Source organism: Maricaulis maris (genome assembly GCF_036322705.1).
Taxonomy (GTDB): Bacteria; Pseudomonadota; Alphaproteobacteria; order Caulobacterales; family Maricaulaceae; genus Maricaulis; species Maricaulis maris_B.
In genome coordinates this window covers 1,329,212-1,351,002 of record NZ_AP027270.1, presented here as the reverse complement: position 1 = coordinate 1,351,002, position 21,791 = coordinate 1,329,212, and the positions used below count along the sequence as shown (strand labels likewise).

Genomic DNA, 21,791 nt, shown 5'->3' with positions numbered 1-21,791 from the left:
CACCGACTTGCGTGAATGCGGGATCAATCTCCGGCGGGCATGGGGCACCGGGGATCGAGATCTACTATGACCCGGAACGCAATGACGCGGTCGTCCGCTGGGGCAACGCTCTGGGCGGCATCGTCGCTTGCGCCGATGGCGGCAACACGCTCGGCGCCTGCGTCGCAGCGGCAGCCGTCGAACAATCCTGCAAGGATGAATTTGTCCGGCTGTCCGGGCTCGCCGATGAGCTGGCGGCCTTTGATGCCGTGTTCTTGACAGCGGGAGGCCCCTGTCGCCCCGAGGACGGTCAGCCATGAACCGCAAACTTGCAACGCTGACCGTCGCAGCCGCAATCGGACTTGCGCTGACGGCCTGGGATACCCGCGTCATCACCGGCCATCCCTGGATGTCGATCTATCAGGAGGCGCCGTCTGCGAGCTTGCCGGAACACAGCCATGTCAGCGACGTGACCTTTGATCATCTCGACCCGACCGGTGAATTGCGCCGGTTGTTCGGGCGAGGCGGCAGCGCGACTCTGGATGTGGTGGATCTCAATGCCAGCTACTTCCGGGCGGATGAGATGGCCGACACGGCCCGCGCCGGGGATGATCCGGAGACCGCCGTCGAAGAGCGCCGGATACCGCCGCCGGGGCACTTCGCCGGCCTGCCCGATTATAGCTACGGACTTTATGACTGGCTCAACAAGAACACGACCTGTCCGGCCTTCCAGGATTCGTCCTACACGTCGCGCTGCCATGAGTTTTTCGGCTGGCTGGGAGGCTTGAATTCGGTCCATTTCGGATCGCAGGCGACCGAGATGTACGCGCATCACCATCGCAATGCGCTCGCACTCGCCCGGCGGGCCCGCGAGATGCGCGAAACGATGACCGACGCTGAGCGCGACCAGTTTTCCAACGAATTGAAAGAGGCCGAGTTGCTGGCACTGGCCTATGAAGGCTATGCTCAGCACTTCCTCCAGGACCGTTGGGCGATCGGTCACATGTGGGAGCGCTGGAACGCGCCAGACCCACAGCAGGAGCCCGCCAGCCTGCCAGAGCACATCGTGATCGGCGGCCTCGCCGGGCTCATCCACGGCTCTGAATCCCTGGTAAACCAACACCGCTGGATGGAAATACTCCTGACGCGGGCGGACCCCATGTCCTCACCCGTTGCCGGGCCGGGCGATGTTGCTGTGCCGATGCAATACCGTCACGTCGGTGCCGACGAGGCCGGCCCCGTCACCCCGGGCATCGGGGATGAGCGCTTCCAGGACGCCTTGGACAGAAATTTCAGCCTGAGCAGCTACGCTGCCGGCGCGTCCGATCAGGCACTGGATGTCCCAACCCAGTTGGCGGGACTGCGGCAGTGCGCCGGCGCCGGGTGGTCAGAGGTGATCCGCGCCCTCGGACCCAATGACGCGGGCGGCTTTGGCATTTATCAGGCCCCGCTCTCGGCGTCCGCACCGGATTTTGCCGTCATCGACCGGGAGGATTGCTGGAATATGTGGGCAACCAACCAGTCGATGATGATCGGTCTGTTGGGTCCCAATCCCGAGCGCTCGCTCGCCTTCATTGCCGCCGTGGATTTTGCTGTTCCCCTCGACGGCCCGACCCTGGCGGAATACCAAATCTCGAGCGCCACCCAGGCTCTCGGTGATCGCGCGGAACTGGTCGCCTATGCGGCCCGGCTATGGCTCTATGGCCGCGATGAACCCGACGGGACACAGGTCGCGCGCGGCGAGATGATCTCATTCGCGCACAGCCTCGCGAGCCTGTTCGGTCAGGAAGACCTGGCCAATCCCAACACCGTCTGGGGCTTTGAGGAAGGCGGTTCGTATGGCCTTCCCAGTTATGTCGAACCGGTCGGATTGATCGCCGAGAGCGATGGCGGGCCGGTAGCGCCGCTAGCGGAAACGGATGTCCGAGGGCGCGATATCCAGACGCTTTATGGTGCCTTCACGGGTGCGCGATCCGACTATTGGTGCGAGCACCGTGACGTGCTGCGAGAACTGCGCGCCGAGCCCACTGACCGCAATCGCCAGCTGTGTGAAGTCATGGCGGGACGCATGTATCAGGGGACTCACCCCAGCTATGGCGGGCGCAATTCCCGGGAACGGGAGTTTCAGTCCGTCCCCGTACGCTCGATGTGCCAGATCTCTGGCAGCGGTGTTGAATCAGACGAAATCGATGACCCGGACAACCCCTACTGGCTCGACCAGGGATATGTGCCTTCAGACGCAACGCGACAAAGTCACCGACCCCGCTTCACCGACGACGCTGCGGTTACAAATTGGTGCGCACGCGTCCCTGTCATCACTTTGTTGGATGATCCGGAGCTGCGAGATCAAAACGTCGCCGCCGTTCTTTATGTCGACGATAACCGGCTGATCCTGAACGGCCGCGATTTTGGGGATCAGCCCGGACTCGTCATGGCCGAACCGCCCGGGATCGGTCGGCACCGAGCCCTTGAGAGCGTGATCAGCTGGCGCGATACCCAGGTGGTTCTGGATGTCTCCGACTATGACTGGGATCCGGGCGATGACTACATCCTTACCCTCCGGCCAGCCTACGAAACCAGCCTCTGGACGCGGGGACCAACGGTTGGCGAGTACTACCTGCGGGTACGTGAACCGATGGAATTGGAAACGGTCACGCTGGACCTGGGCGGTTCCGGGCCGTGCATGACGGCAATCCCGGACTTCGAGATCGTCAATCTGCGACAAACCATCACCCCGAGCATGACGCCGGCCGAGCTGACCGATCTCGCCAGCGAATTTTCCGAAGACGTTACCCGCGTACGCGAGTACTTCTCCGATCAATTGGTCTGCATGCAAGAGCTCGCCGGTGAACGAAGACAGACGCTCCAGGAGGGAGCTGAGTCAGGCGTCGCCCTGATCGAGGCTAGACGCGGTCAGTATTATTTCCTGACCCAGTTGAGTGAACCCGTCTCCATCGGGATGATGGTCAATTCTCCGCCCCATGACCAGTCCGATATCGACCTGTGGCAAGATCTCTACACGACCTATATCGAGCAATTGCAGGGCTCCATCGGATTTCTTGATGGCACTGACCTGATGGTGCAGGCATGGGCCCGGGCCTATGCCTCCAATCCGCCGCTGACCCGGGGCAGCGTGGACATTTCCGAACTGATGTGGTCGGCCGGCAGCGTTGAAGAGGTTCTCGAGCGGGGCTTTCAGGCCAGTCAGACAAACAGCCCCGGAGGCGGCCCCACTATGCCCCGGGAAATGATGGCCATGATGCAGCAGGTGTCATTCTTTGCCGTGGGCCTCGACCTGGAAATGCTCGGGGATGGCGCGCTGGCAAATGCGGAAGAAACGCTCAGAGGTCTGCGCACATGGACCCAGGTGCAGCATTCCCTGACCCAGATCGCCATACCGCGGCTGATCACCGAGATCGACCATCTGCAAGATGAAACCGAGCGCTTGCTGGATCTTTCCCTCAGCGAGCATACCCCGGAGGAATGCACGAGCTTCATGGACCTGCCTGGTTGCCAGGTTTTCTCGGGCGATGAAGCCAATCTCGACGACTATTACGAGCTCGCGGAATGGATCGCCGAACTGACAGGTGGAATCGCGCGACCTGAACCGCAATACCTAAGCTCGATGAGCGGCCTCTTCCCGACTGCGGACGGGCATCAACGCAGCCTGCTCGCTTGGCCGACCGAAGAGTCCTATCAGGCGGCCATCGCCGGGCCGGGTCGCGATGGCACGCAATTCGTCTCGCCGGGCACCGGGACCCCAAAATAGCTCAACGCGCAAATTGTCGAAGGCGTTCAGCAGGAGATGAAAGCCTGCATGGACCTTGCGGGTGACCCTCGCCTTCGGGCGGCGACATGACAGCGATGGCCCGGGCGGCGTTGAGACCGGCCAGCGCGGTGCGATCTTCCATCACCAGGCCGGCCGTCAGGTCGTCGGCCTCGATCTGGAACATGCCGAGATGTTCCGACAGCCGCGCCCGCCAATTCGCCGTGATCTGGTTGCCTGGCTGGAGGATCGGCCGCATCGAGCGAGACCGTCCGCCACGCACCAACCCGGCATGCCGGCCCTGCTCACGGGTCAACACCTCGACAATCGCCGAGGTCTCGCCATGCGGCCGCACGGCAAGGATTATGCCTTGATCACGCCATTCCATGCGGGCGGTTGTAGGTGAGTCTTGTTCCCGGGACACCGTGGGTGAGCCGGATGCCTTTCCAACGCTCTCGGTTAAGTTGTAGTCTTATATTCGGGTCTGGGAAGAATCTAGCGACCAACTGACAGCCAAAACTATTTCCCGGGTCGCTACGGTGAGGTCTGACATGAAAATTCGCAACATAAGAATAAAGAAATTCAAACGCTTCACTGATTTTCAGGTGATGAACATACCTGCAGAGACGCGTTTAGTGGTAATTGCCGGGCCTAACGGATGCGGGAAGTCGTCATTCTTTGAAGCTTTGAACGTTTGGTTCCGAACAAAAATAAAGGGCAATGGCGTGAACTGGGATCCAGCCTACTACGTAAAGTCTATTGCCGCAGCTGATGACGCCGACGTTGCTGTTATGCGCCAAAACGTAACCCAAGCGGTCCAACGCGGCATCGACGTTGAACTACATGACAGTATCCCAACGGAGCAAGATGATCGGAAGAAAGCCTTTTACGCGAGGTCTGCCTACCGAAACGATCCCGCTTTCCAAGTAACTTCGTTGAATCGCCTAGCTGTCGTTTCTCAAGACGTTGTTCAGCAGGTCGTTGAGCCTATTGGCTGGCGATTGCTTGGCGAGAGCATAGTGCGGTCTGGCGGTGTTGTACCAGTCGAGATAGCGCTGGAGATCGAGATTTCGGCTGTCCGATGAGCGGTAGGGGATGGCATAAGCCCATTCTCTGAGCAGGGTCTGGATAAAGCGCTCGGCCTTACCGTTGGTGCGCGGGGTGTAAGGCCGGGTACGGATGTGGCGGATCTTGAGCCAGCCCAGCACCTTTGCGAACAGGCGCGAGACGTAGGGGCTGCCATTGTCTGTCATGATGCGTTCGACGATGATGCCGCGCGCCTTGAACCAGCGCAGCGCCCGGACCATGAAGCCGGTCGTGGTGGCGCGTTTCTCGTCGGGCAGGACCTCGACATAGGCCAGCCGGGTCGCGTCATCGATGGCGACGTGGACACACTCCCAGCCGGCACCGCGATTGCGGTTGCCCTTGCGCTGTCCGGTGACGCGATGACCCGGTTTTTCGAAGCGTCCCAGCTTCTTGATGTCCAGATGGATGAGCTCGCCAGGCCTTTCGCGCTGATAGCGGATTACCGGCGCACGCGGTGTCAACGCGCCCAGCCGGCCCAGGCCGAGCCGCTTGAGCCAACGGGCCACGGTCGAGCGCGCCAGCCGCAGCCGCTCGGCGATCTCGGACGCCGTCATGCGGTAATCCCGGCGCAGCTGCGCGGCCGCCTCAACCCACCAGTTATCGTAAGCCCCGGCAGGCCGGGCGGGCGCGCTTGCGCCATCTTCAAGCGCCGCGCACCCGCCCTCGCGGTGACGCGAAATCCACTTGTAGACGGTGCGGACGGAGATGCCCAAAGAGGCGGCAATCACCTCAACACTCTCGCCCGACAGTCGGCGTTCGACAATCAGGGCTCGCGAAAACGGTGTGGTTCTGGCATTTCTATGGCTGTTCATCGGGGGCGATCCTCCTGCTGATTGTGTCGCAACAACCAGTCTCAAGGACTCAATCCCGATGAACAACCTTATGAGAGTTCACACCTAGGCTCCCCCTTAGACGAAAATAGTATTAACAGGTTCAGCGACAATGATGCGACAGTATCAAAGAATTACAGCCGAATGATTTCACAGGTCTTTGCATCCGTTTACAAGGATGAAAGCGAAGACACAACTATTGGTGAATTTAGACGGAAGACTATTGGCGACATTCGAGCGTCAATGAAGCGCCTGTTTGGCGACCTAACTCTGAATGACTTTGGAGACCCGCTCGAAGACGGCACCTTCTTTTTTGATAAAGGAACTAGCAAAAGATTTCCATATCAGAACCTCTCCGGTGGCGAGAAAGCCGCATTCGACTTGATCCTCGACATTATCGTGAAACGCAAAGCATTTAACGAGACGGTTTATTGCATTGACGAGCCCGAGGCGCACATGAACCCGAGGTTACAAGCGAAGCTGCTAGAAGAGTTGTTCAAGCTTGTACCAGATCGCAGCCAACTATGGCTCGCCACCCACTCCATTGGGATGATGCGGCGAGCACGTGACTTATATAAAGAAAACTCAGATCAGGTTGTCTTTCTGGATTTTGGCAAATGCGATTTTGACTCCAGCGTAACGCTCGAACCCGAAGTGCCAGACAGAAGATTTTGGGACGAGGTTCTAAATGTTGCGCTCGACGATTTCGCTTCACTCGTGGCGCCAGAAACAGTCGTATTGTGCGAAGGCGAGATGTCCCGAACCGACGCGGGATTTGATGCTTCATGCTACGAAGCAATATTTTGTTCCAAGTATCCGTCGATCAAATTTCTTGGCGTGGGGAACTGTCACGAAGTAGAGGGCGATCGACAAAGCTTCCTATACGGCTTGAGCGTACTACTTGCAGGATCAAGAATAATCCGGCTCATTGATCGAGACGACCACAGCAAAGAAGATGTAGCTGAGAAGAAGCGTGAATGAATAAACGTGCTATCGATGCGCAATATTGAATCATATTTATTCGACAAAGAGGTACTTTCTGCACTTTGCGAACACGTCGGATCGCCCGAAAAGGTGGACGAAGTCCATGCAGCCTTTGATACAGCGGTGGCTGGTCTACACAGCCGCAAGAAGGCGCCCGACGACATTAAAGCAGCTTCCGGATTGATTTACACCGAAGTGAAACGAAAACTAGCACTTACAAAGTGTGGAAACTCAGCCCGAAAGTTTATGCAACGAACATTAGCTCCGCTCATCACTCCGAAGATGAATGTGTACCGTCTACTGGAAACAGATATTTTTGCCGCCTGACATTTGGAAACCTGAGTATCAAGCCCTTGATAACCAGGCCGCGCACCGATCAGACGTCGAAATCCAGACCCACATCCTTGTAGTGCGAGCGCCGCGCCATCCATTTGGCGTCGACTTTCACATTGAGGAAGAGGTGGACCTTGCAGCCCAGCACCTCTTCAAGTTCGCGGCGGGAGGCTTCGCCGATGGCTTTCACGGCGCTGCCGCCCTTGCCCAGCACGATGGGTTTCTGGGTCTCGCGCTCGACGATGATGGATTGCTCAATGCGCAGCGAACCGTCGCGCAGCTTCTTCCAGACCTCGGTCTCGACCATCGAGGCGTAGGGCAATTCCTCGTGCAGGCGCAGATAGACTTTCTCGCGGGTGATCTCGGCCGCGAGGATCCGGGCCGGCAGGTCGGCGACCTGGTCGGCCGGATAGTGCCAGACGCCTTCCGGCATCAGGTCGGCGAGAAAGGCGCGCAGCTGCGGCACGCCAGAGCCGGTCTTGGCGGAGATCATGAAGACTTCGGAATAGACGCCGGTCTCGTAGAGGTCCTGCGACATCGCCAGCAGCTGGTCGCGCGGCATCAGATCGACCTTGTTGAGCACGAGAATGGCCTTCTGCTGGCTCTTGCGCAGGCCTTCGGTGACGCGGTCATCATCTTCGACCATGCGGCTATCGCCGCTCTTGGAGCCGCCATGCTCCATGCGGGCACGGGCGCCGGCATCGACCACATGCATGATCGAGTCTGCCTCACCGGCTCCGGTCCAGGCCGCCGCCACCATCGACTTGTCGAGCCGGGTCTTGGGCGCGAACACGCCGGGCGTGTCGACAAGGACGATCTGGGCCTCACCGGCCAGCGCCACGCCGCGCACGGCGAAGCGGGTCGTCTGCACCTTGTGGGTGACGATGGTGACCTTCTCGCCGACCAGCGCATTGACCAGGGTCGACTTGCCGGCATTGGGCGAACCGATGACGGCGACAAAGCCGCAGCGTTTGGGAGTATCAGACATGCTGTCCTTCGCGTTTCAGCAGCGCCTCGGCGGCGGCCCGCTCGGCCGCCTGCTTGGAACTGCCCTCGCCCGTCTCGGGCGCAAGGGGTGTGACCGTGACCTGCACGGTGAAAACGGGGCGGTGATCCGGCCCGGATCGTTCGGTGAGTGTATAGCGCGGAACGCCATGGCCGGTCTTCGCGGCCCATTCCTGCAGCGCCGACTTGCCGTCCAGCGGCTTGGCCTTGAGCGCCTCGATGCGCGGCCCCCAATGATGATCAAAGAAGGCCTGGACCGCCGGGCGGCCGCCATCGAGGTAGATCGCCGCCATCAGCGACTCGCAGGCATCGCCGAGGATGGAATTCTTGTTGCGACCGCCGCCCTTCTCTTCCGAACGGCCAATCCGCAGCGCCGCGCCGAGATCGACCGCACGCGCCACATCGGCGCAGGTCTCCTTGCGGACCATCGAGTTCAGCCGTGGCGCGAGGGCGCCTTCATCGGCCTTGTCGAAGGACTTGAAGAGCGCTTCCGCGGTCATCAGGCCAAGCACGCGATCGCCGAGAAATTCGAGCCGTTCATAGGTCGGGATGGTCTTGCGGCCCTCGGCGAAACTGCCATGGGTCAGGGCGCGCTCGATCAGGCTCTTGTCGGTGAAGACATAGCCTATCCGGGTTTCCAGCTGGGCGATCGGATCAGCCATGAGCGAGCCCGTCGAGATGGTGACCCAGCGGCCGCGCTTCCAGCACGACAAAAGCCTGGGCCCAGGGATGGTCATCGGTGATGGTGATATGGGCAAAGGGCTCATGGCCGGGCGGGGTCAGCGCCAGGGCGCGCTCCAGCGCCCGGCCCTTGAATTCCAAGGTCGGCTTGCCGCCGGGCAGATTGACAACGCCGATCTCCTTCCAGGAGACCCCGCGCGCAATCCCGGTACCCAACGCCTTGGCGCCGGCCTCCTTGGCGGCAAAGCGCTTGGCATAGCTGGCCGCCCGCATCCGCCGCTTGTCCGACTTGGCCTGCTCGATCTCGGTGAAGACACGCTGGATGAAGCGGTCCCCGAAGCGTTCGATCGAGTTCTCGATACGCCGAATATCCATCAGGTCGGAGCCGAGGCCGATGATCATAGTCGCATTTTTCGCTGTGGCAGGAAGCGCGCGTACCAAGCCGCCTGCAATACGTAGATGGCAGCAATCACTTGGACGAAAATGTCGCCGAAATTGGTACCGAACGCCAAATGCATCGCGACTCCAACCAGCAGGACAGCGCCAGTCACCGAAAAACCCAAGGAGTGGGTCCGCCAGACCAGATACAAACAGGCCATCAAAACGATCGCAAGGCCAGCCCAGGCGAGCTGCTCGGCCCCATATCGCAGAACCGCCAGACCCAAAGCGGACACAATCGCGATCAGGATCGCCGCGACACCTCCAAGAGTGCTGAACCTTGCCCATGTTTCGCGGGAAGGGAATATGTCACGCCAACTGATCACGAGTCCTGCCCCGCCCGCGCTTCCTCGATCAGCCCGCGCATCGTCCCGACCGCTTCGCGCAGGCCGCGGAAGATGGCTTCGCCGATGAGGAAATGGCCGATATTGAGCTCGATCACTTCCGGGATGGCGGCAATCGGTTTGACGGTGTCGTAGGTCAGGCCGTGCCCGGCATGGACTTCTAGCCCGCGCTCATGGGCGATCGTGGAGGCCGCCTGGAGGCGTTTGAGGTGATGCTCGAGCCGGGCCGTATCGCCGGCGAGCCAGGCTTCGCAATAGGCGCCGGTGTGAAGCTCCACCACGGCAGCGCCCATGGCTTCGGCGACGGCGATCTGGACCGGGTCGGGCTCGATGAAGAGCGAGACGCGGCTGCCGGCCTCGCGCAGCTGACGCACAAAGGGCGCGATCACATTGTGACCGGCGGCGACATCCAGCCCGCCCTCGGTGGTGCGCTCCTCGCGCTTTTCCGGCACCAGGCAGACCGCATGCGGCTTGTGACGCAGGGCGATGTCGAGCATTTCCGGCGTTGCCGCCATTTCCAGATTGAGCGGCAGGTCGATCTCGGCCATCAGCCGGTCGATATCCGTGTCGCGGATATGGCGACGGTCTTCGCGCAGGTGCGCGGTGATCCCGTCGGCGCCTGCCTCAGACGCCTGCCGGGCCGCGCGCACGGGATCCGGATGATCGCCGCCCCGGGCGTTCCGGATCGTGGCCACGTGATCGATATTGACGCCGAGACGAATGCTCACCGGCCTGCTCCTATGTGTTTGCCTGAGGGCCTCAGGCGAGGCCGCGGCTGCCCGGCTTGGTCGCGGGGATGGCTTCCAGCTCCGGCGGCAATTGATCGGCCGGATAGGCCGGCACCTTGTATTCGGTCAGCGCGATCAGCGGTACGCCGACATCGGCCTCGCCGCCCGAGCGGTCGACCAGGCAGGCCTCGGCGATGACACGGGCGCCGGTCTTGTTGATCGCCTCGATACATTCGCGCGACGACAGACCGGTGGTGACGATGTCCTCCACCACCAGCACCTTGTCCTGTTCGGTCAGCTCGAAGCCGCGGCGCAGTGTGAACTCGCCATTCTCGCGCTCGACATAAAGCGCCTTGAGACCCATTTGGCGGGCGGTTTCATAGCCGGGAACAATTCCGCCCACAGCCGGCGACACAATCACGGTCGGCGTGTCATGCAGCTGGGCTTTCACCTTCTCCGCCAATGCCTTGCACAGACGTTCGGTGCGCGCCGGTTCGGAGAAGACGCGCGCCTTTTGCAGGAAGACCGGGCTGCGCAGACCGGACGACAGGATGAAATGGCCCTCGAGCAGGGCACCGGCGGCGCGGAATTCGTCCAGGACTTCATCGCGGGTCATGATTCTTTGATCTCCTCGGTCGACGCACGCGCCCGCTCGGCCGAGACAACGGTCTCGCACATGCGGATCGCGGCCAGGATGTTGGCCAGATGGCGGGTATCGAACACTTCGACGTCAAATTCCATGTCGAAGAAATCCGACGCGCGGTTGCGGGTTGTGACGCTGGCGATATTGCCGCGGTTTTCCGACACCGTCTTGGCAATCTCCGCCAGGGCACCGGGCTCGTTGTGCATGACCGCGCGGATCCGCGCCATCGACACGGCATTGTCCTCGGCCTCGGCAGTCCAGGCGAGATCGAGCCACTCATCCATCCCGCTTTCCTCGAACTGGGCGAGGCGTTCGCAGTCGATGGTGTGGATCTCGATTCCCTTTTCCTTGCGCAGCAGGCCGACGATGCGGTCCCCCGGCAGCGGCGAACAGCATTCGGCGAAATGCAGGGTGACGCCCTGGGTCAGGCCCCGGCCGCGCACATAAAGGCGCGCCTTGGAATCCTGGATGAGGTCACGTCCGACCGTATCGGGCCGTTCGTCGAGACGCCCCGGGAAGGCGGCATTGAGCAGATCACCCGAGCTGATCCGTCCACGGCCCAGGGTCTCGTAGAGATCGCCGACATCCTTGATCTCAAGCCGTGACAGCGCGTCCTTGAGGTCATCCTCGATCAGGGTCCGGCCTTCGCGGCGGAAGGCGTGCTCGGCCATGATCTTGCCGATCCGGTGGAACTCGTCGCGCTCGCTCTCGCGGATCAGGCGGCGGATCGCGGCGCGGGCCCGACCGGTGACCGCGAGATTTTCCCAGCCTGCCGGCGGATGACGCACCCCGCCCTTCACGATCGCGACCACGTCGCCATTGTGCAATTGCGTGCGCAGCGGTCGCTCGCGGCCATTGATCTTGGCCGCCACGGTGGTGTGGCCCAGCTCGGTATGGACGGCGTAGGCGAAATCCAGCGGTGTCGCGCCGACCGGCAGCGAGATGAGGTCGCCCTTGGGCGTGAAGCAATAGACCTGATCGGCAAACATCTCGAGCTTGGCGTGCTCGAGAAACTCTTCCGGATCACCGCCCTGGTTGAGAATTTCGACGAAGGGCCGCAGCCTTTCCAGCGGATCGCCTCCCGCCGCCTGGGCAGCCGTGGCGTCATAGGTGTAGGTGGAGTTCTTGTAGCGCCAATGCGCAGCAACGCCGCTTTCAGCCACCGATTCCATGGCCTCGGTGCGGATCTGCAACTCGACCCGGACATTCTTCGGGCCCATCACCGTGGTGTGCAGGGAGCGATAATTATTGGGCTTGGGCAGGGAAATGAAATCACGGAAGCGTTCGGGCACGCAGCGCCATGCCTGGTGAATGACACCCAGCGCACGATAACAATTATCCGGCGTGTCGACGATCAGGCGGAAGGCATAGATGTCGGCAATTTCCTCGAACGTCAGCCCCTTGCGCTCCAGCTTGCGCCAGATCGAGTAGGGCCGCTTCTCGCGACCGAAGATGCGACCTTCAATGCCCGCCTGAAGCAGGCTCTCGGTCATCGCCGCAGAGACAATCGAAACGTCTTGCGCGTGCTGCTCACGCAAACGCTTCAGCCGGGTATTGATCGATTCGTGGGCGGCGGGGTTGAGGTGCTCGAACGCCAGGTCCTCAAGCTCGACACAGACCCGGTTGATGCCGATCCGACGGGCCAAGGGCGCGTAGATCTCGAGCGTCTCCAGCGCAATCCGTTCGCGCTTGTCCTGCCGCGAAATGGCGTCGAGCGTGCGCATGTTGTGGAGGCGGTCGCACAGCTTGACGATCAGGACGCGGATATCGGCCGAGATCGCGACGACGAGTTTCTGGAGGTTTTCGGCCTGCTTGGTGCGTTTGGACCGCAGCTCCATCTGGCCAAGCTTGGTCACGCCATTGACCAGGCCGGCAACCTCCTCGGAGAAGGCGTCAGTCAGGTCTTCCAGCGTCGCCGGCGTATCCTCGACCGTATCGTGAAGCAGGCCCGTACAGACCGTCGCGACATCCATGCGCAATTCGGCCAGGATCATTGCCACCTGCGCGACATGCGCGAAATAGGGCTCACCCGACTGGCGCCGTTGAGGCCGGTGGGCCTCCGCGGCGAAGTCATAGGCCCGCCGCACGAAGTCGGCGTCAACTTTCGGAAAATAGCGCCGGATACGCGCTATCAACTCGTCCGCACTGGGTATGGCGGGCGGCGACGATGCCAGGTCTGATGCCGTCGCGCCGGAGGTCAAGACGCGTTAGAGGCGGCCGTCAGGCGCGCCGTCCCGGTCGTTCTGGAGTGCCTTGAGCATCTCGGCTTCGTCGAGCTCGACCGGCGGGGCCGGCAGGGCTTCGAGTTGCTGGCCACGTTCTTCACGGGCCGACTCTTCCTCGTCCTCGCTCGGCAGCACGCGCTGCAGACCGTTGACCAGGCTGTCCTTCAGGGAGTCCATGTCGAGCGTCTCGTCGGCGATCTCACGGAGGGCAACAACGGGGTTCTTGTCGTTGTCACGATCAATCGTCAGCTCGGAGCCGGCCGAGATGTTGCGAGCGCGATGCGCTGCCATCAGGACCAGACGGAAACGATTGGGAATCTTGTCAATGCAGTCTTCGACGGTGACGCGAGCCATGCGCGCGATCTCCTTGAACCAGCGCTAGAGGTTTTGGAACCGCGTTACCTATCGCCCTCCCCCTGTAAAAGCAAGGCTGCGGGGTGAGAGTTTTCAGCCCTCTTGCAGCGCGTATGTTGCGCTGCGATCCGCCTGCGGGAGCGCAGCGATCAGTTCGGTGATTGTGCGGGCGCTCACGGGATCGGTCCACCCCGGCGCAATCTCGGCCAGTGGCAGCAGAACGAAAGCCCGCCCTGTTGCCCGCGGATGAGGGACGACCAGGCCATCTTCGGCTTCAATCCGCTCACCGCGGCAGTCGATCAGGTCGAGGTCCAGTGGCCGCGGGGCGTTGCGGACGCCACGCTCGCGCCCAAACCGGGCCTCGATCGTATGCAGGGCATCAAGAATTTCACGCGCCGAAGCGGTCGAGGCGATCTCGACGACTGCGTTGACATAAGGCGGATCACTCGGATCGGGCCAGGCCGGGCTGTGCCAGTCCGACGAGGCCGCCACGACCGGCAGGCCGGCCTCGGTCAGGGCGAGCCGCGCCAGGGCAAGGGTCGCGCGCGGGCTACACGCCCCGTGTGACAGGTTGGCGCCGAGCGCTATATAAATGCGATCGGACGGTTTTTCTGTCTTCATTGTTTCTTCCAAGGATATTTCCATGGCTTTTTATCCCGACGAACGCATCGGTCTTTTCATTGACGGCGCCAATCTTTTTTCGACCACGAAAGCGCTCGACTTTGATATCGATTTCAAACGCCTTCTCGATGAGTTTCGCAAGCGCGGCAAGCTGATCCGGGCCAATTACTACACCGCCCTGCTTGAGCACGAGGACTATAACCCGCTGCGACCACTGGTCGACTGGCTCGATTACAACGGCTTCTCGGTGATCACCAAGCCGGCGAAGGAATACACCGACGATCATGGTCGTCGCCGGATCAAGGGCGACATGGATATCGAGCTCGCCGTCGACATGCTGGAGGCCGCTACCTATCTCGACCACATCATCGTCTTTACCGGCGATGGTGACTTCCGCTACGCGCTGGCCGCCGCCCGGGCGAAGGGCGCGCGGGTCTCGGTCGTCTCCTCGCTGAAGACCAGCCCGTCGATGATTTCCGACGATCTGCGCCGCGAAGCCGATGCCTTCATCGAGCTCGACGACCTGCGGGCGATGATCGGTCGTTCCGGAGGCGCTTCATGAGCGCAGGCATTCCGCCCGAAGCTCCGCTGGACTGCCCGCTCTGCCCGCGCCTTGTTGCCTTCCGCGAGAAAACGGCGGCCGAGCATCCCGACTGGCACAACGCCCCGGTCGAGTCGTTCGGGAAAGCGGATGCGCGTCTGCTGATCATCGGTCTGGCGCCGGGCCTGCGCGGCGCCAACCGGACGGGACGCCCCTTCACCGGCGACTGGGCCGGCGATCTCCTCTACGCGACGCTCGACCGCTTCGGGTTTTCGCGCGGGACCTATGCCAGTCATGCCGGAGATGGCGTCGAACTCGTCGACGCGATGATCACCAATGCCGTGCGCTGTGTCCCGCCCGAGAACAAGCCGGTCGGTGCAGAGGCCAATGCCTGTCGCCCCTATCTCACCAGTCGCATCGCCGCCATGTCGCAGCTCCGGGCCATTCTCTGCCTCGGCAAGATTTCCCACGACAACACCCTGCGCGCGCTCGGCCTGCCGCTGAAGGCCGCGACCTTCGGGCATGCCGCGACGGCCGATCTTGTCGGCCCCGGTGGGCCGGTCCGGCTCTTCGACAGCTATCACTGCTCGCGCTACAACACGAATACCGGACGCCTGACGCAGGCCATGTTCGACGGAGTCTTCGCCGACATTCGCGCCTATCTCGACCACGGTTAAATCCTGCCACCTGTGAACAATTAACCATGATGGCCTGACGTCCCGGTGCCCCCAAGCCCCGGCTGACGGTCCGCCCGGCCCGGCTGCCGGGTTCGTCTAGATAGCGGCTGATTGCCTTTTTGCCGTCATTGCGCACGGGTGTGCAGGGACTGGCCCATTAGCCGGTTTCAGGATATCAGCCACTGGATATCCATTCCCATTGATGGCATGAATACCGCCATGCTCCCTTTTTCTGCCAAACCTGAAGAAACCGAACGCAGCGTCGCCTTTGTCACCTTTCCCGGTGTCAAACTGCTGGACGTGACCGGACCCCTGCAGGTCTTCCAGGACGCCAACACCTTTCTCGGCCGCTCCGCCTACGCGACACCGATCGCATCCCATCATGGCGGTCCTGTCGAGACCGATACAGGCGTCCTCCTCAACACCCGACGCCTGGCCGGTATCGGGCTGGACGAAGGCGATACGCTGATGATCGCCGGGGGTGACGGTGTATTCGCGGCCACGCGCGACACCCGCTTCGTGCACGCGGTCCAGAAATCGGCCGAGAAGGCCGGCCGAATTGCCGCCACCTGCACAGGTGCCTTCCTGCTGGGGAGCGCGGGCTTGCTGAAGGGCAAGCGGGCGGTCACCCACTGGCGCCATTGCGACCAGCTGGCAGACGACTGCCCCGATACCGACGTCGATCCCGATCCGATATTCATCGAGGATGGCCGTATCTGGACCTCGGCAGGCGTAACTGCCGGCATTGATCTGGCACTGGCCCTGGTCGAGCGCGATCACGGCCGCGACCTCGCCCTCGAGCTCGCGCGCTCCCTGCTCGTTTACGTGAAGCGCCCAGGCGGGCAATCGCAATTCTCCGAAGCGCTCAAACAGCAGCAACGATCGGTCACCGGTCGCTTCGATGCCCTCCACTTCTGGATGAAGGACAATCTCCAGGCCGATCTGAAGGTCGAGGCCCTGGCGGAACGCTCGGGCATGAGTGCGCGCAATTTCGCCCGTCTCTATACCGATGATACAGGCCTGACGCCGGCCCGCGCGGTGGAGCAATTCCGGGTCGATGCCGCCCGGGCGATGCTGGAAAACCCCAATGTCTCGATCAAGACGGTCGCCAGTCATACCGGCTTCGGCAATGACGAGCGCATGCGGCGCTCCTTTGCCCGCCTGATCGGCGTGACACCGCAGGCCTATCGCGAGCGCTTCGCCGTTGAAGGCAGCTGATCCGCAATACGCTCAAACATTCGGCATGTTGACGGTTATATATTCGGATTTATTTAATCGCTGTACTTTTTTATAAATTTCCTCTATATATAATAAATCAAGCGAGACGCTTACTGCATCCAAAAGCAGGCTCAATCCTCGCTTGCCAGGAGTTCCAAAATGTTTGGATTTCGTGGGGGCGAAAGCCCTGCTGTACTATCGCGTCAAAAATCCGCGATGCATAGCGCACAGCTGAAGTGGCCATTTCTGACTAACTTCGACTGCAGCACTATCAAGGATGAACGGCAACTCAGCGCCATGGTGCAGACGCGAATGTCTGTATCGGAAGAGACTGCACGAGATGATGTTCACCAGTGGTTCGAGCAGCAGCCCGCTGCCTGACTTACCCTATATTTACTTGGAGATTATCATGAAGACCGAAACCCATAATTCCCAGACCCGCACCATCAGTGCGGAGAGCGAAGCCCTGATGACCAAGCTTGGCATCACGCGTTCCTCTGACAAGCAGTTCCATATCGGCTCCCATCACTACGCGACGCTGGACGAAGCCGTGAGCCAGGCCAAGCGCCAGACCGGTGACGCCGACGCGAAGTCGAAGAAGACCGAGTCGGTCAGCGGTCAGAACAAGCAGCAGGGTGCCAAAGCGGACAGCCGCCAGGCAACGGCAGACACGCCGCGATCCCAGATCAATCCCGATGAGTCCGGCAAGGCGGACGGCAAGAAAGAGCCCGTCCGCAGCTAATCTCCGGTCACTCTGACAGCATCCCTACGCCTGCCGGTGCCCTGCATCGGCAGGCGCCGGGTGTCGCGCCGAAAGGCCAAGCTCATGAAATACCGAACCCGCATTAGGCGCCTCGAGCTGAAGGCTCCGATCACGGTCAGCCGTCGCGCGGAACCACTGCTGCCGGGACTTTATACGGTCGAAACCCGCGAACGCTGTGTGTCGGGCCTGACCTTCATCACCTATCAGCAGCCCCGACTGACCCTGAACTGGTCCGGCATGACCGGTGAGACGCAACAGGTCGTCCTGGATCCCGACGAGCTGGATTGTGTCTGGCGCAGCGGGATCGAACACGACCTGTCGACCGCCCGGGCGATGATTGCCGAACTCAGGGACCGCCGATCCAGACGTCAGGACCGGGCTGCGATCGACCGGGCCGACAATGAAGGCATGCTGCGTCAGCCGTAAGTCTTCATCAGGCGCGACTTCTGCTTGTTCCACTCGCGATCCTTGATCGTCTGGCGCTTGTCGACCGTCTTCTTGCCGGTCGCGAGCCCGATCTGCAGCTTGGCCAGGCCGCGGCCATTGAAATAGAGCCTCAAGGCGACAATCGTTCGCCCCTGCTGGGTCGCAGCCCCGGACAGCTTGGCAATTTCCTTGGCTTTCAGAAGCAGTTTGCGGTGACGCCGAGGCTCATGATTGAACCGGTTGGCCGGTCCGTAGAGCGGGATATCCGCATTGATCAGCCACAGGCCCTCGCGCTCCGGGCTGACATAGCTCTCGGCGATATTGGCCCGCCCCTCACGCAGGGATTTGACCTCCGAACCCATCAGCATCAGCCCGGCTTCGAACGTCTCCTCGATCTCGTAATCATAGCGGGCGCGCCGGTTAACGGCGACAGCTCCGGTCTCGGTCTTGGGTTTGCTCATGGCGCTTTCAATCAGGCCCGGTCAAGCAGGCCGGCATGGACGAGTGCGGACCGCACGGCCGCGTTGGACGCCTCATTCGGTTCGGTCAGCGGCAGCCGCAATTCGGTATTCATCACACCCAGCACGGACAGGGCGTATTTTGTCGGTCCCGGGCTGGACGAGGTAAACAGCGCGTGGTGTAGCGGCATCAAGCGGTCATTGAGCGCGCGCGCTGTTTCCCAGTCTCCTGTCAATGTGGCGTCCTGGAAGGCCGCACACAAGGCCGGAGCCACATTCGAGGTCACCGAGATCGCACCGACACCGCCGGTCGCATTGAAGCCGAGCGCTGACGGATCATCACCGGACAATTGCACGAAGTCGGCACCAATAAGGCGACGATGGGCCGAGACCCGCGCAGTGTCGCCCGTGGCATCCTTGACCCCGACAACCCGTTCGAGCCCGGCGATCCGGGCCACCGTCTCGGGCTGGATATCAACCACGGTCCGGCCCGGGACATTGTAGACCACGATCGGCAGATCGACGGCGTCGTGAATGGCCTTGAAGTGTTGGAACAGGCCCTCCGCATTCGGTTTGTTATAGTAGGGCGCAACCACCAGCCCTGCATCCGCGCCCAGTTCGCGGGCGCGGCGCTGGTTCTCGATCGCCACCGCCGTATTGTTCGAGCCTGTCCCTGCAATGACCGGAACGCGGCCCTTGGCGGTCTCGACCACGATCTCGACGACACGCATGTGCTCCTCGAAGGTCAAGGTGGCGCTTTCACCGGTGGTTCCGCAGGGCACCAGGCCGTGCGTTCCCGCTGCAATCTGACGCTCCGTCAGCGCGATAACGGCGGCTTCATCAACGGCCCCGTTCTTGAAGGGGGTAACGAGCGCAGTGATGGACCCTTTGAACATGTTTCATTCCCGGATACGGCCAAATCAGCGCGCGACCATATCGGCCGCGCCGCACAGGGCCAAGTCTTCTTGTCAAGTCTGGACAGGGGCCGGGATTTGCTGTGATGATAGGCAATTCAGACGATCAGAGAGTGTTCCCGTTATCATGATCGCACGTTGCCTCGCCGCGCTTGTGCTCCTTGCTGTCTCCGTTCCTGTGCAGGCGCAGATACCCGCGCCGCGCATCCGTCCGGAACCGTTGAATTTTTCGCAATTCCTGTCAGACGCGGATTTCACCCGTTTCCGGGAGGGCCTGGATGCGGCCGACGACGAGGACTGGGACCGGGTCCGCGAGCTACGTCTGGAGCTGACCGATACGGCCGCCCGCGACATCCTGTTGTGGCGCATTGCGCTCAACGATCCCCGCTCGAGCTTTTTGGAGCTCGATCTCGCTTTGACCGAGCTCGACAATTGGCCGCGTGACAGCTTCATCCGCTCGGAAGCGGAATCGAAGATTGACGGGTCGGGCCTGACAGCGCCCTTCATCGTGACCTGGTTTGAAGACAACCCGCCGACGACCGGACGCGGTCGGGTCAGTTTTGCCGAGGCCTTGATCGAGGTCGGCCGGATCGTCGAAGGCGAAACCCTGCTGCGTGACACCTGGCGCTCGGGCCGCCTGGCCTCCACGGTGCAAAGCGAGACCTATCAGCGCCATAGCGACTTCTTCACCGAAGACGACCACATGGCCCGCATCGACTATCTGATCTGGTCGGATCAACGCACCCTCGCCCGCCGCATCCTGCCGCTCCTGTCCGGCAATAATCGCAATCTGGCGGATGCGCGCCTGCGGCTGGCCGGCCGCCAGAGCGGGGTCGACCGGGCGGTCGACCGGATCCCGGCGAGCCTGTCGAATGATCCCGGCCTGATTTTCGAGCGCGCGCGATGGCGTCGCCGGTCAGGAATGAGCGACAGCACGCTGCCGCTTCTGCTGCAATTGCCCGACAGCTATGCCGACGTCACCGCGCTGGAACTGATGTGGACCGAGCGCAAGCTGATGATCCTCACGCTGATCCGCGATCGTGACTACGGCACGGCCTATCAGCTCGCCCGCGCTCACGGACTGAATGCCGGCGCCGATTTCGCCGATGCCGAATTCATGGCCGGCTGGCTCGCCCTGGTTCATCTCGATCGACCCGAGGACGCCCTCGCGCATTTCACCCGCCTGCGGGACAATGTCTCGACGCCGGTGAGCCAGTCGCGCGGCTCGTACTGGATGGCGCGCGCCCTCGACACACTCGGCCGGCCGGACGAGGCCGCCGCGCTCTATGCCGAGGCCGGTCAGCACTCGACCGCCTATTACGGCCAGATCGCGCTGACCCAGATCACCGGGACCGGTCGGCAGCTGGCCCTTGAGCGCGAGCCCGAACCGACACCGGAGGCTGTGATCCGCTTCGAGGCCCGGCCCCTGGTTCGCGCCATGCGCCTGCTGGCGGAACAGAATGAGGAATATTACTTCCGCCTGTTCAGCTACCGGCTCGATGACCAGCTGACCGACCCGCAGGAAGCCGTGCTGCTATCGCGCCTCGCCAGCAATTACCTCTTCCTGCGCCAGTCAGTCCGGGCGGCAAAGGCGGCCCGCTTGCGTGGCATCATCCTGCCCCAAAGCGCCTACCCGACCATCCATCTGCCGGCCCAGACCAATGTCCGCGCCCAGCGTCCGGAGGATGCTCTGGTACACTCCATCATCCGCCAGGAAACAGAGTTCGGACAGCACGCGGTTTCCGGTGCAGGCGCGCGCGGGATGATGCAGCTCATGCCGGCGACCGCCCGGGAAACCGCGCGACAGCTTGGCGAAGAATACCGGTTCAGCTGGCTGACCGATGATCTCGATTACAACCTCATGCTGGCCATGCACCATCTGGCCGAAGTGGTGGATGATTTCGACGGCTCCTATGTGCTTGCCCTCGCGGCCTACAATGCCGGCTCGCATCGCGCCAATCGCTGGATCGAGGATTATGGTGATCCGCGCGACCCGGATGTCGATCCGGTTGACTGGGTGGAAAGCATCCCCTTCTCGGAGACCCGCAACTACGTCCAGCGCGTGATGGAAAACCTGCAGGTCTATCGCTCACGCCTGAATGACGACGCCGCGGTCCCGCTCCTGATCGAAGACGATTTGCTGCGCGGCTCAATGCCGGTCCGGGTGATGGTGGATCCGGAGGAATAGCGGTCTTCGGGCCGATCCGGCGCGGTCACGCCGGATCGGCCCGAGACTGGCCGCGACCGGTCAGAACCAGTCAGAACCGGGCAAGACCGCTCAGGACCGCAAACCGAAGTGCGGCTAGCCTTGCTCGATATAGCGGGTGGCCCGGTCCACAATCACGACAGTAGCAACATGGGCAACCGCGCCGACGGTCCACCAGATCGCAGGCCAGAGCATGATCCGTCCATCGCCCATCCCGAGGCCGATACCCGCGAAGATGACCATGCCAAGCCCATAGCTTGCCAAGTGGATCCACAAGGAAAGGCGAAGCCCCTCCCGGACGCGCCTGTTCTTTTCGCGCACCCGATCCGTTGCCTCGACATCGGGGTCGACACACAGGGCCATGGCATCGACGTCGAAGGCCGCCGCCAGCGCCATCAGCGATTCCCGCGAGGCGGGATCACCGTTCTCGATCCGCTGTACGGTCCTCAGACCGATACCGGCCAATTCGGCCAGGTGTTCCTGCGACCAGTGCCGCTCATCCCGCCAACGTCTGATTTTGGCGGCGTCTGTCTTGAAAGCCATGAAAGTCTCCTGGGTGGCTCGGCTTGAG

Annotated in this window: 25 protein-coding genes and 1 pseudogene; 12 read left to right on the top strand and 14 right to left on the bottom strand. The window is 61.9% G+C overall.

All coding sequences use genetic code 11. From position 1 onward, the window contains the following. Positions 1-11: 11 nt before the first annotated feature. Both AAA969_RS06275 and AAA969_RS06270 read left to right on the top strand, forming a co-directional pair. On the top strand, positions 12-299 hold the full coding sequence (locus AAA969_RS06275) for a hypothetical protein (RefSeq protein WP_338244746.1): 288 nt from the start codon (positions 12-14) through the stop codon (positions 297-299). After that, the gene (locus tag AAA969_RS06270; RefSeq protein ID WP_338244744.1) at positions 296-3,748 is read left to right on the top strand and encodes a hypothetical protein; all 3,453 of its coding nucleotides are present in this window, start codon (positions 296-298) and stop codon (positions 3,746-3,748) included. The genes AAA969_RS06275 and AAA969_RS06270 overlap by 4 nt, the downstream gene beginning before the upstream one ends. 1 nt (position 3,749) lies before the next feature. Here AAA969_RS06270 and recO read toward each other — a convergent pair whose 3' ends face one another. Further along, the gene (recO, locus tag AAA969_RS06265) at positions 3,750-4,133 is read right to left on the bottom strand and encodes a DNA repair protein RecO (RefSeq protein WP_338244743.1); all 384 of its coding nucleotides are present in this window, start codon (positions 4,131-4,133) and stop codon (positions 3,750-3,752) included. 163 nt (positions 4,134-4,296) lie between these two features. On the opposite strand from recO, the pseudogene AAA969_RS15080 reads away from it, so the two are divergent. Then, positions 4,297-4,539: pseudogene (locus AAA969_RS15080) on the top strand (AAA family ATPase); the annotation flags it as partial. A gap of 150 nt (positions 4,540-4,689) precedes the next feature. On the opposite strand, the gene AAA969_RS06260 reads toward AAA969_RS15080, so the two are convergent. Continuing rightward, the gene (locus AAA969_RS06260; RefSeq protein WP_338244741.1) at positions 4,690-5,643 is read right to left on the bottom strand and encodes an IS481 family transposase; all 954 of its coding nucleotides are present in this window, start codon (positions 5,641-5,643) and stop codon (positions 4,690-4,692) included. Between the two features lie 162 nt (positions 5,644-5,805). Here AAA969_RS06260 and AAA969_RS06255 point away from each other — a divergent pair, with 162 nt between their 5' ends. After that, complete coding sequence (locus AAA969_RS06255; RefSeq protein ID WP_338244739.1) at positions 5,806-6,642, top strand: AAA family ATPase; 837 nt, start codon at positions 5,806-5,808, stop codon at positions 6,640-6,642. A gap of 15 nt (positions 6,643-6,657) precedes the next feature. After that, a complete protein-coding gene (locus AAA969_RS06250; protein ID WP_338244737.1) occupies positions 6,658-6,972 on the top strand; it encodes a hypothetical protein in 315 nt (104 codons plus the stop codon). 49 nt (positions 6,973-7,021) lie between these two features. On the opposite strand, the gene era is transcribed toward AAA969_RS06250, so the two are convergent. From era to folK, 9 genes are all read right to left on the bottom strand, one after another. Continuing rightward, positions 7,022-7,966, bottom strand: coding sequence for a GTPase Era (gene era, locus AAA969_RS06245; RefSeq protein ID WP_338244735.1), 945 nt, complete (start codon positions 7,964-7,966; stop codon positions 7,022-7,024). Then, a complete protein-coding gene (gene rnc / locus AAA969_RS06240; RefSeq protein WP_338244733.1) occupies positions 7,959-8,645 on the bottom strand; it encodes a ribonuclease III in 687 nt (228 codons plus the stop codon). The genes era and rnc overlap by 8 nt, the downstream gene beginning before the upstream one ends. Then, complete coding sequence (acpS, locus tag AAA969_RS06235) at positions 8,638-9,066, bottom strand: holo-ACP synthase (protein ID WP_338244731.1); 429 nt, start codon at positions 9,064-9,066, stop codon at positions 8,638-8,640. The genes rnc and acpS overlap by 8 nt, the downstream gene beginning before the upstream one ends. Continuing rightward, positions 9,063-9,428 (bottom strand): hypothetical protein, encoded by a 366-nt coding sequence (locus AAA969_RS06230; RefSeq protein WP_338244729.1) that lies wholly within the window; start codon positions 9,426-9,428, stop codon positions 9,063-9,065. Before AAA969_RS06230 ends, acpS begins: the two co-directional genes overlap by 4 nt. Beyond that, positions 9,425-10,174, bottom strand: a complete 750-nt coding sequence (locus AAA969_RS06225; protein WP_338244727.1) for a pyridoxine 5'-phosphate synthase — start codon at positions 10,172-10,174, stop codon at positions 9,425-9,427. The genes AAA969_RS06230 and AAA969_RS06225 overlap by 4 nt, the downstream gene beginning before the upstream one ends. Before the next feature lie 31 nt (positions 10,175-10,205). Further along, the gene (gene pyrE, locus AAA969_RS06220; RefSeq protein ID WP_338244725.1) at positions 10,206-10,790 is read right to left on the bottom strand and encodes an orotate phosphoribosyltransferase; all 585 of its coding nucleotides are present in this window, start codon (positions 10,788-10,790) and stop codon (positions 10,206-10,208) included. After that, entirely contained in the window at positions 10,787-12,952 is a 2,166-nt protein-coding gene (locus AAA969_RS06215; RefSeq protein WP_338244723.1) for a RelA/SpoT family protein, read from the bottom strand. Before AAA969_RS06215 ends, pyrE begins: the two co-directional genes overlap by 4 nt. A gap of 72 nt (positions 12,953-13,024) precedes the next feature. Continuing rightward, positions 13,025-13,396 (bottom strand): DNA-directed RNA polymerase subunit omega, encoded by a 372-nt coding sequence (rpoZ, locus tag AAA969_RS15075; RefSeq protein WP_425324992.1) that lies wholly within the window; start codon positions 13,394-13,396, stop codon positions 13,025-13,027. A gap of 93 nt (positions 13,397-13,489) precedes the next feature. Further along, entirely contained in the window at positions 13,490-14,017 is a 528-nt protein-coding gene (folK, locus tag AAA969_RS06205) for a 2-amino-4-hydroxy-6-hydroxymethyldihydropteridine diphosphokinase (RefSeq protein WP_338244721.1), read from the bottom strand. A gap of 22 nt (positions 14,018-14,039) precedes the next feature. Here folK and AAA969_RS06200 point away from each other — a divergent pair, with 22 nt between their 5' ends. The 6 genes from AAA969_RS06200 (at position 14,040) to AAA969_RS06175 (ending at position 17,642) form a co-directional block, all read left to right on the top strand. After that, entirely contained in the window at positions 14,040-14,579 is a 540-nt protein-coding gene (locus tag AAA969_RS06200; RefSeq protein WP_338244719.1) for an NYN domain-containing protein, read from the top strand. After that, the gene (locus AAA969_RS06195) at positions 14,576-15,235 is read left to right on the top strand and encodes a uracil-DNA glycosylase (protein ID WP_338244716.1); all 660 of its coding nucleotides are present in this window, start codon (positions 14,576-14,578) and stop codon (positions 15,233-15,235) included. Before AAA969_RS06200 ends, AAA969_RS06195 begins: the two co-directional genes overlap by 4 nt. Positions 15,236-15,454: 219 nt before the next feature. Then, positions 15,455-16,453, top strand: coding sequence for a GlxA family transcriptional regulator (locus tag AAA969_RS06190; RefSeq protein WP_338244714.1), 999 nt, complete (start codon positions 15,455-15,457; stop codon positions 16,451-16,453). 159 nt (positions 16,454-16,612) lie between these two features. Beyond that, on the top strand, positions 16,613-16,834 hold the full coding sequence (locus AAA969_RS06185; RefSeq protein ID WP_338244712.1) for a hypothetical protein: 222 nt from the start codon (positions 16,613-16,615) through the stop codon (positions 16,832-16,834). A 28-nt stretch (positions 16,835-16,862) separates the two neighbouring features. Then, positions 16,863-17,195: a hypothetical protein gene (locus AAA969_RS06180; RefSeq protein WP_338244710.1), complete on the top strand. Its 333-nt coding sequence runs from the start codon at positions 16,863-16,865 to the stop codon at positions 17,193-17,195. Positions 17,196-17,279: 84 nt separating this feature from the next. After that, a complete protein-coding gene (locus tag AAA969_RS06175; RefSeq protein WP_338244709.1) occupies positions 17,280-17,642 on the top strand; it encodes a hypothetical protein in 363 nt (120 codons plus the stop codon). On the opposite strand, the gene smpB is transcribed toward AAA969_RS06175, so the two are convergent. Together smpB and dapA are read right to left on the bottom strand one after the other, a co-directional pair. Continuing rightward, positions 17,633-18,103 carry an SsrA-binding protein SmpB gene (gene smpB, locus AAA969_RS06170; protein WP_338244707.1) on the bottom strand — a complete coding sequence of 157 codons (471 nt, stop codon included), beginning with the start codon at positions 18,101-18,103 and terminating at the stop codon, positions 17,633-17,635. The genes AAA969_RS06175 and smpB overlap by 10 nt on opposite strands. A gap of 11 nt (positions 18,104-18,114) precedes the next feature. Next, a complete protein-coding gene (dapA, locus tag AAA969_RS06165) occupies positions 18,115-18,996 on the bottom strand; it encodes a 4-hydroxy-tetrahydrodipicolinate synthase (RefSeq protein ID WP_338244705.1) in 882 nt (293 codons plus the stop codon). 145 nt (positions 18,997-19,141) lie between these two features. On the opposite strand from dapA, the gene AAA969_RS06160 reads away from it, so the two are divergent. Then, positions 19,142-21,202, top strand: coding sequence for a lytic transglycosylase domain-containing protein (locus AAA969_RS06160; protein WP_338244703.1), 2,061 nt, complete (start codon positions 19,142-19,144; stop codon positions 21,200-21,202). Between the two features lie 114 nt (positions 21,203-21,316). Here the strand turns inward: AAA969_RS06160 and AAA969_RS06155 are convergent, their stop codons facing one another. Beyond that, a complete protein-coding gene (locus AAA969_RS06155; RefSeq protein ID WP_338244700.1) occupies positions 21,317-21,763 on the bottom strand; it encodes a helix-turn-helix domain-containing protein in 447 nt (148 codons plus the stop codon). Between the last annotated feature and the right edge of the window lie 28 nt (positions 21,764-21,791).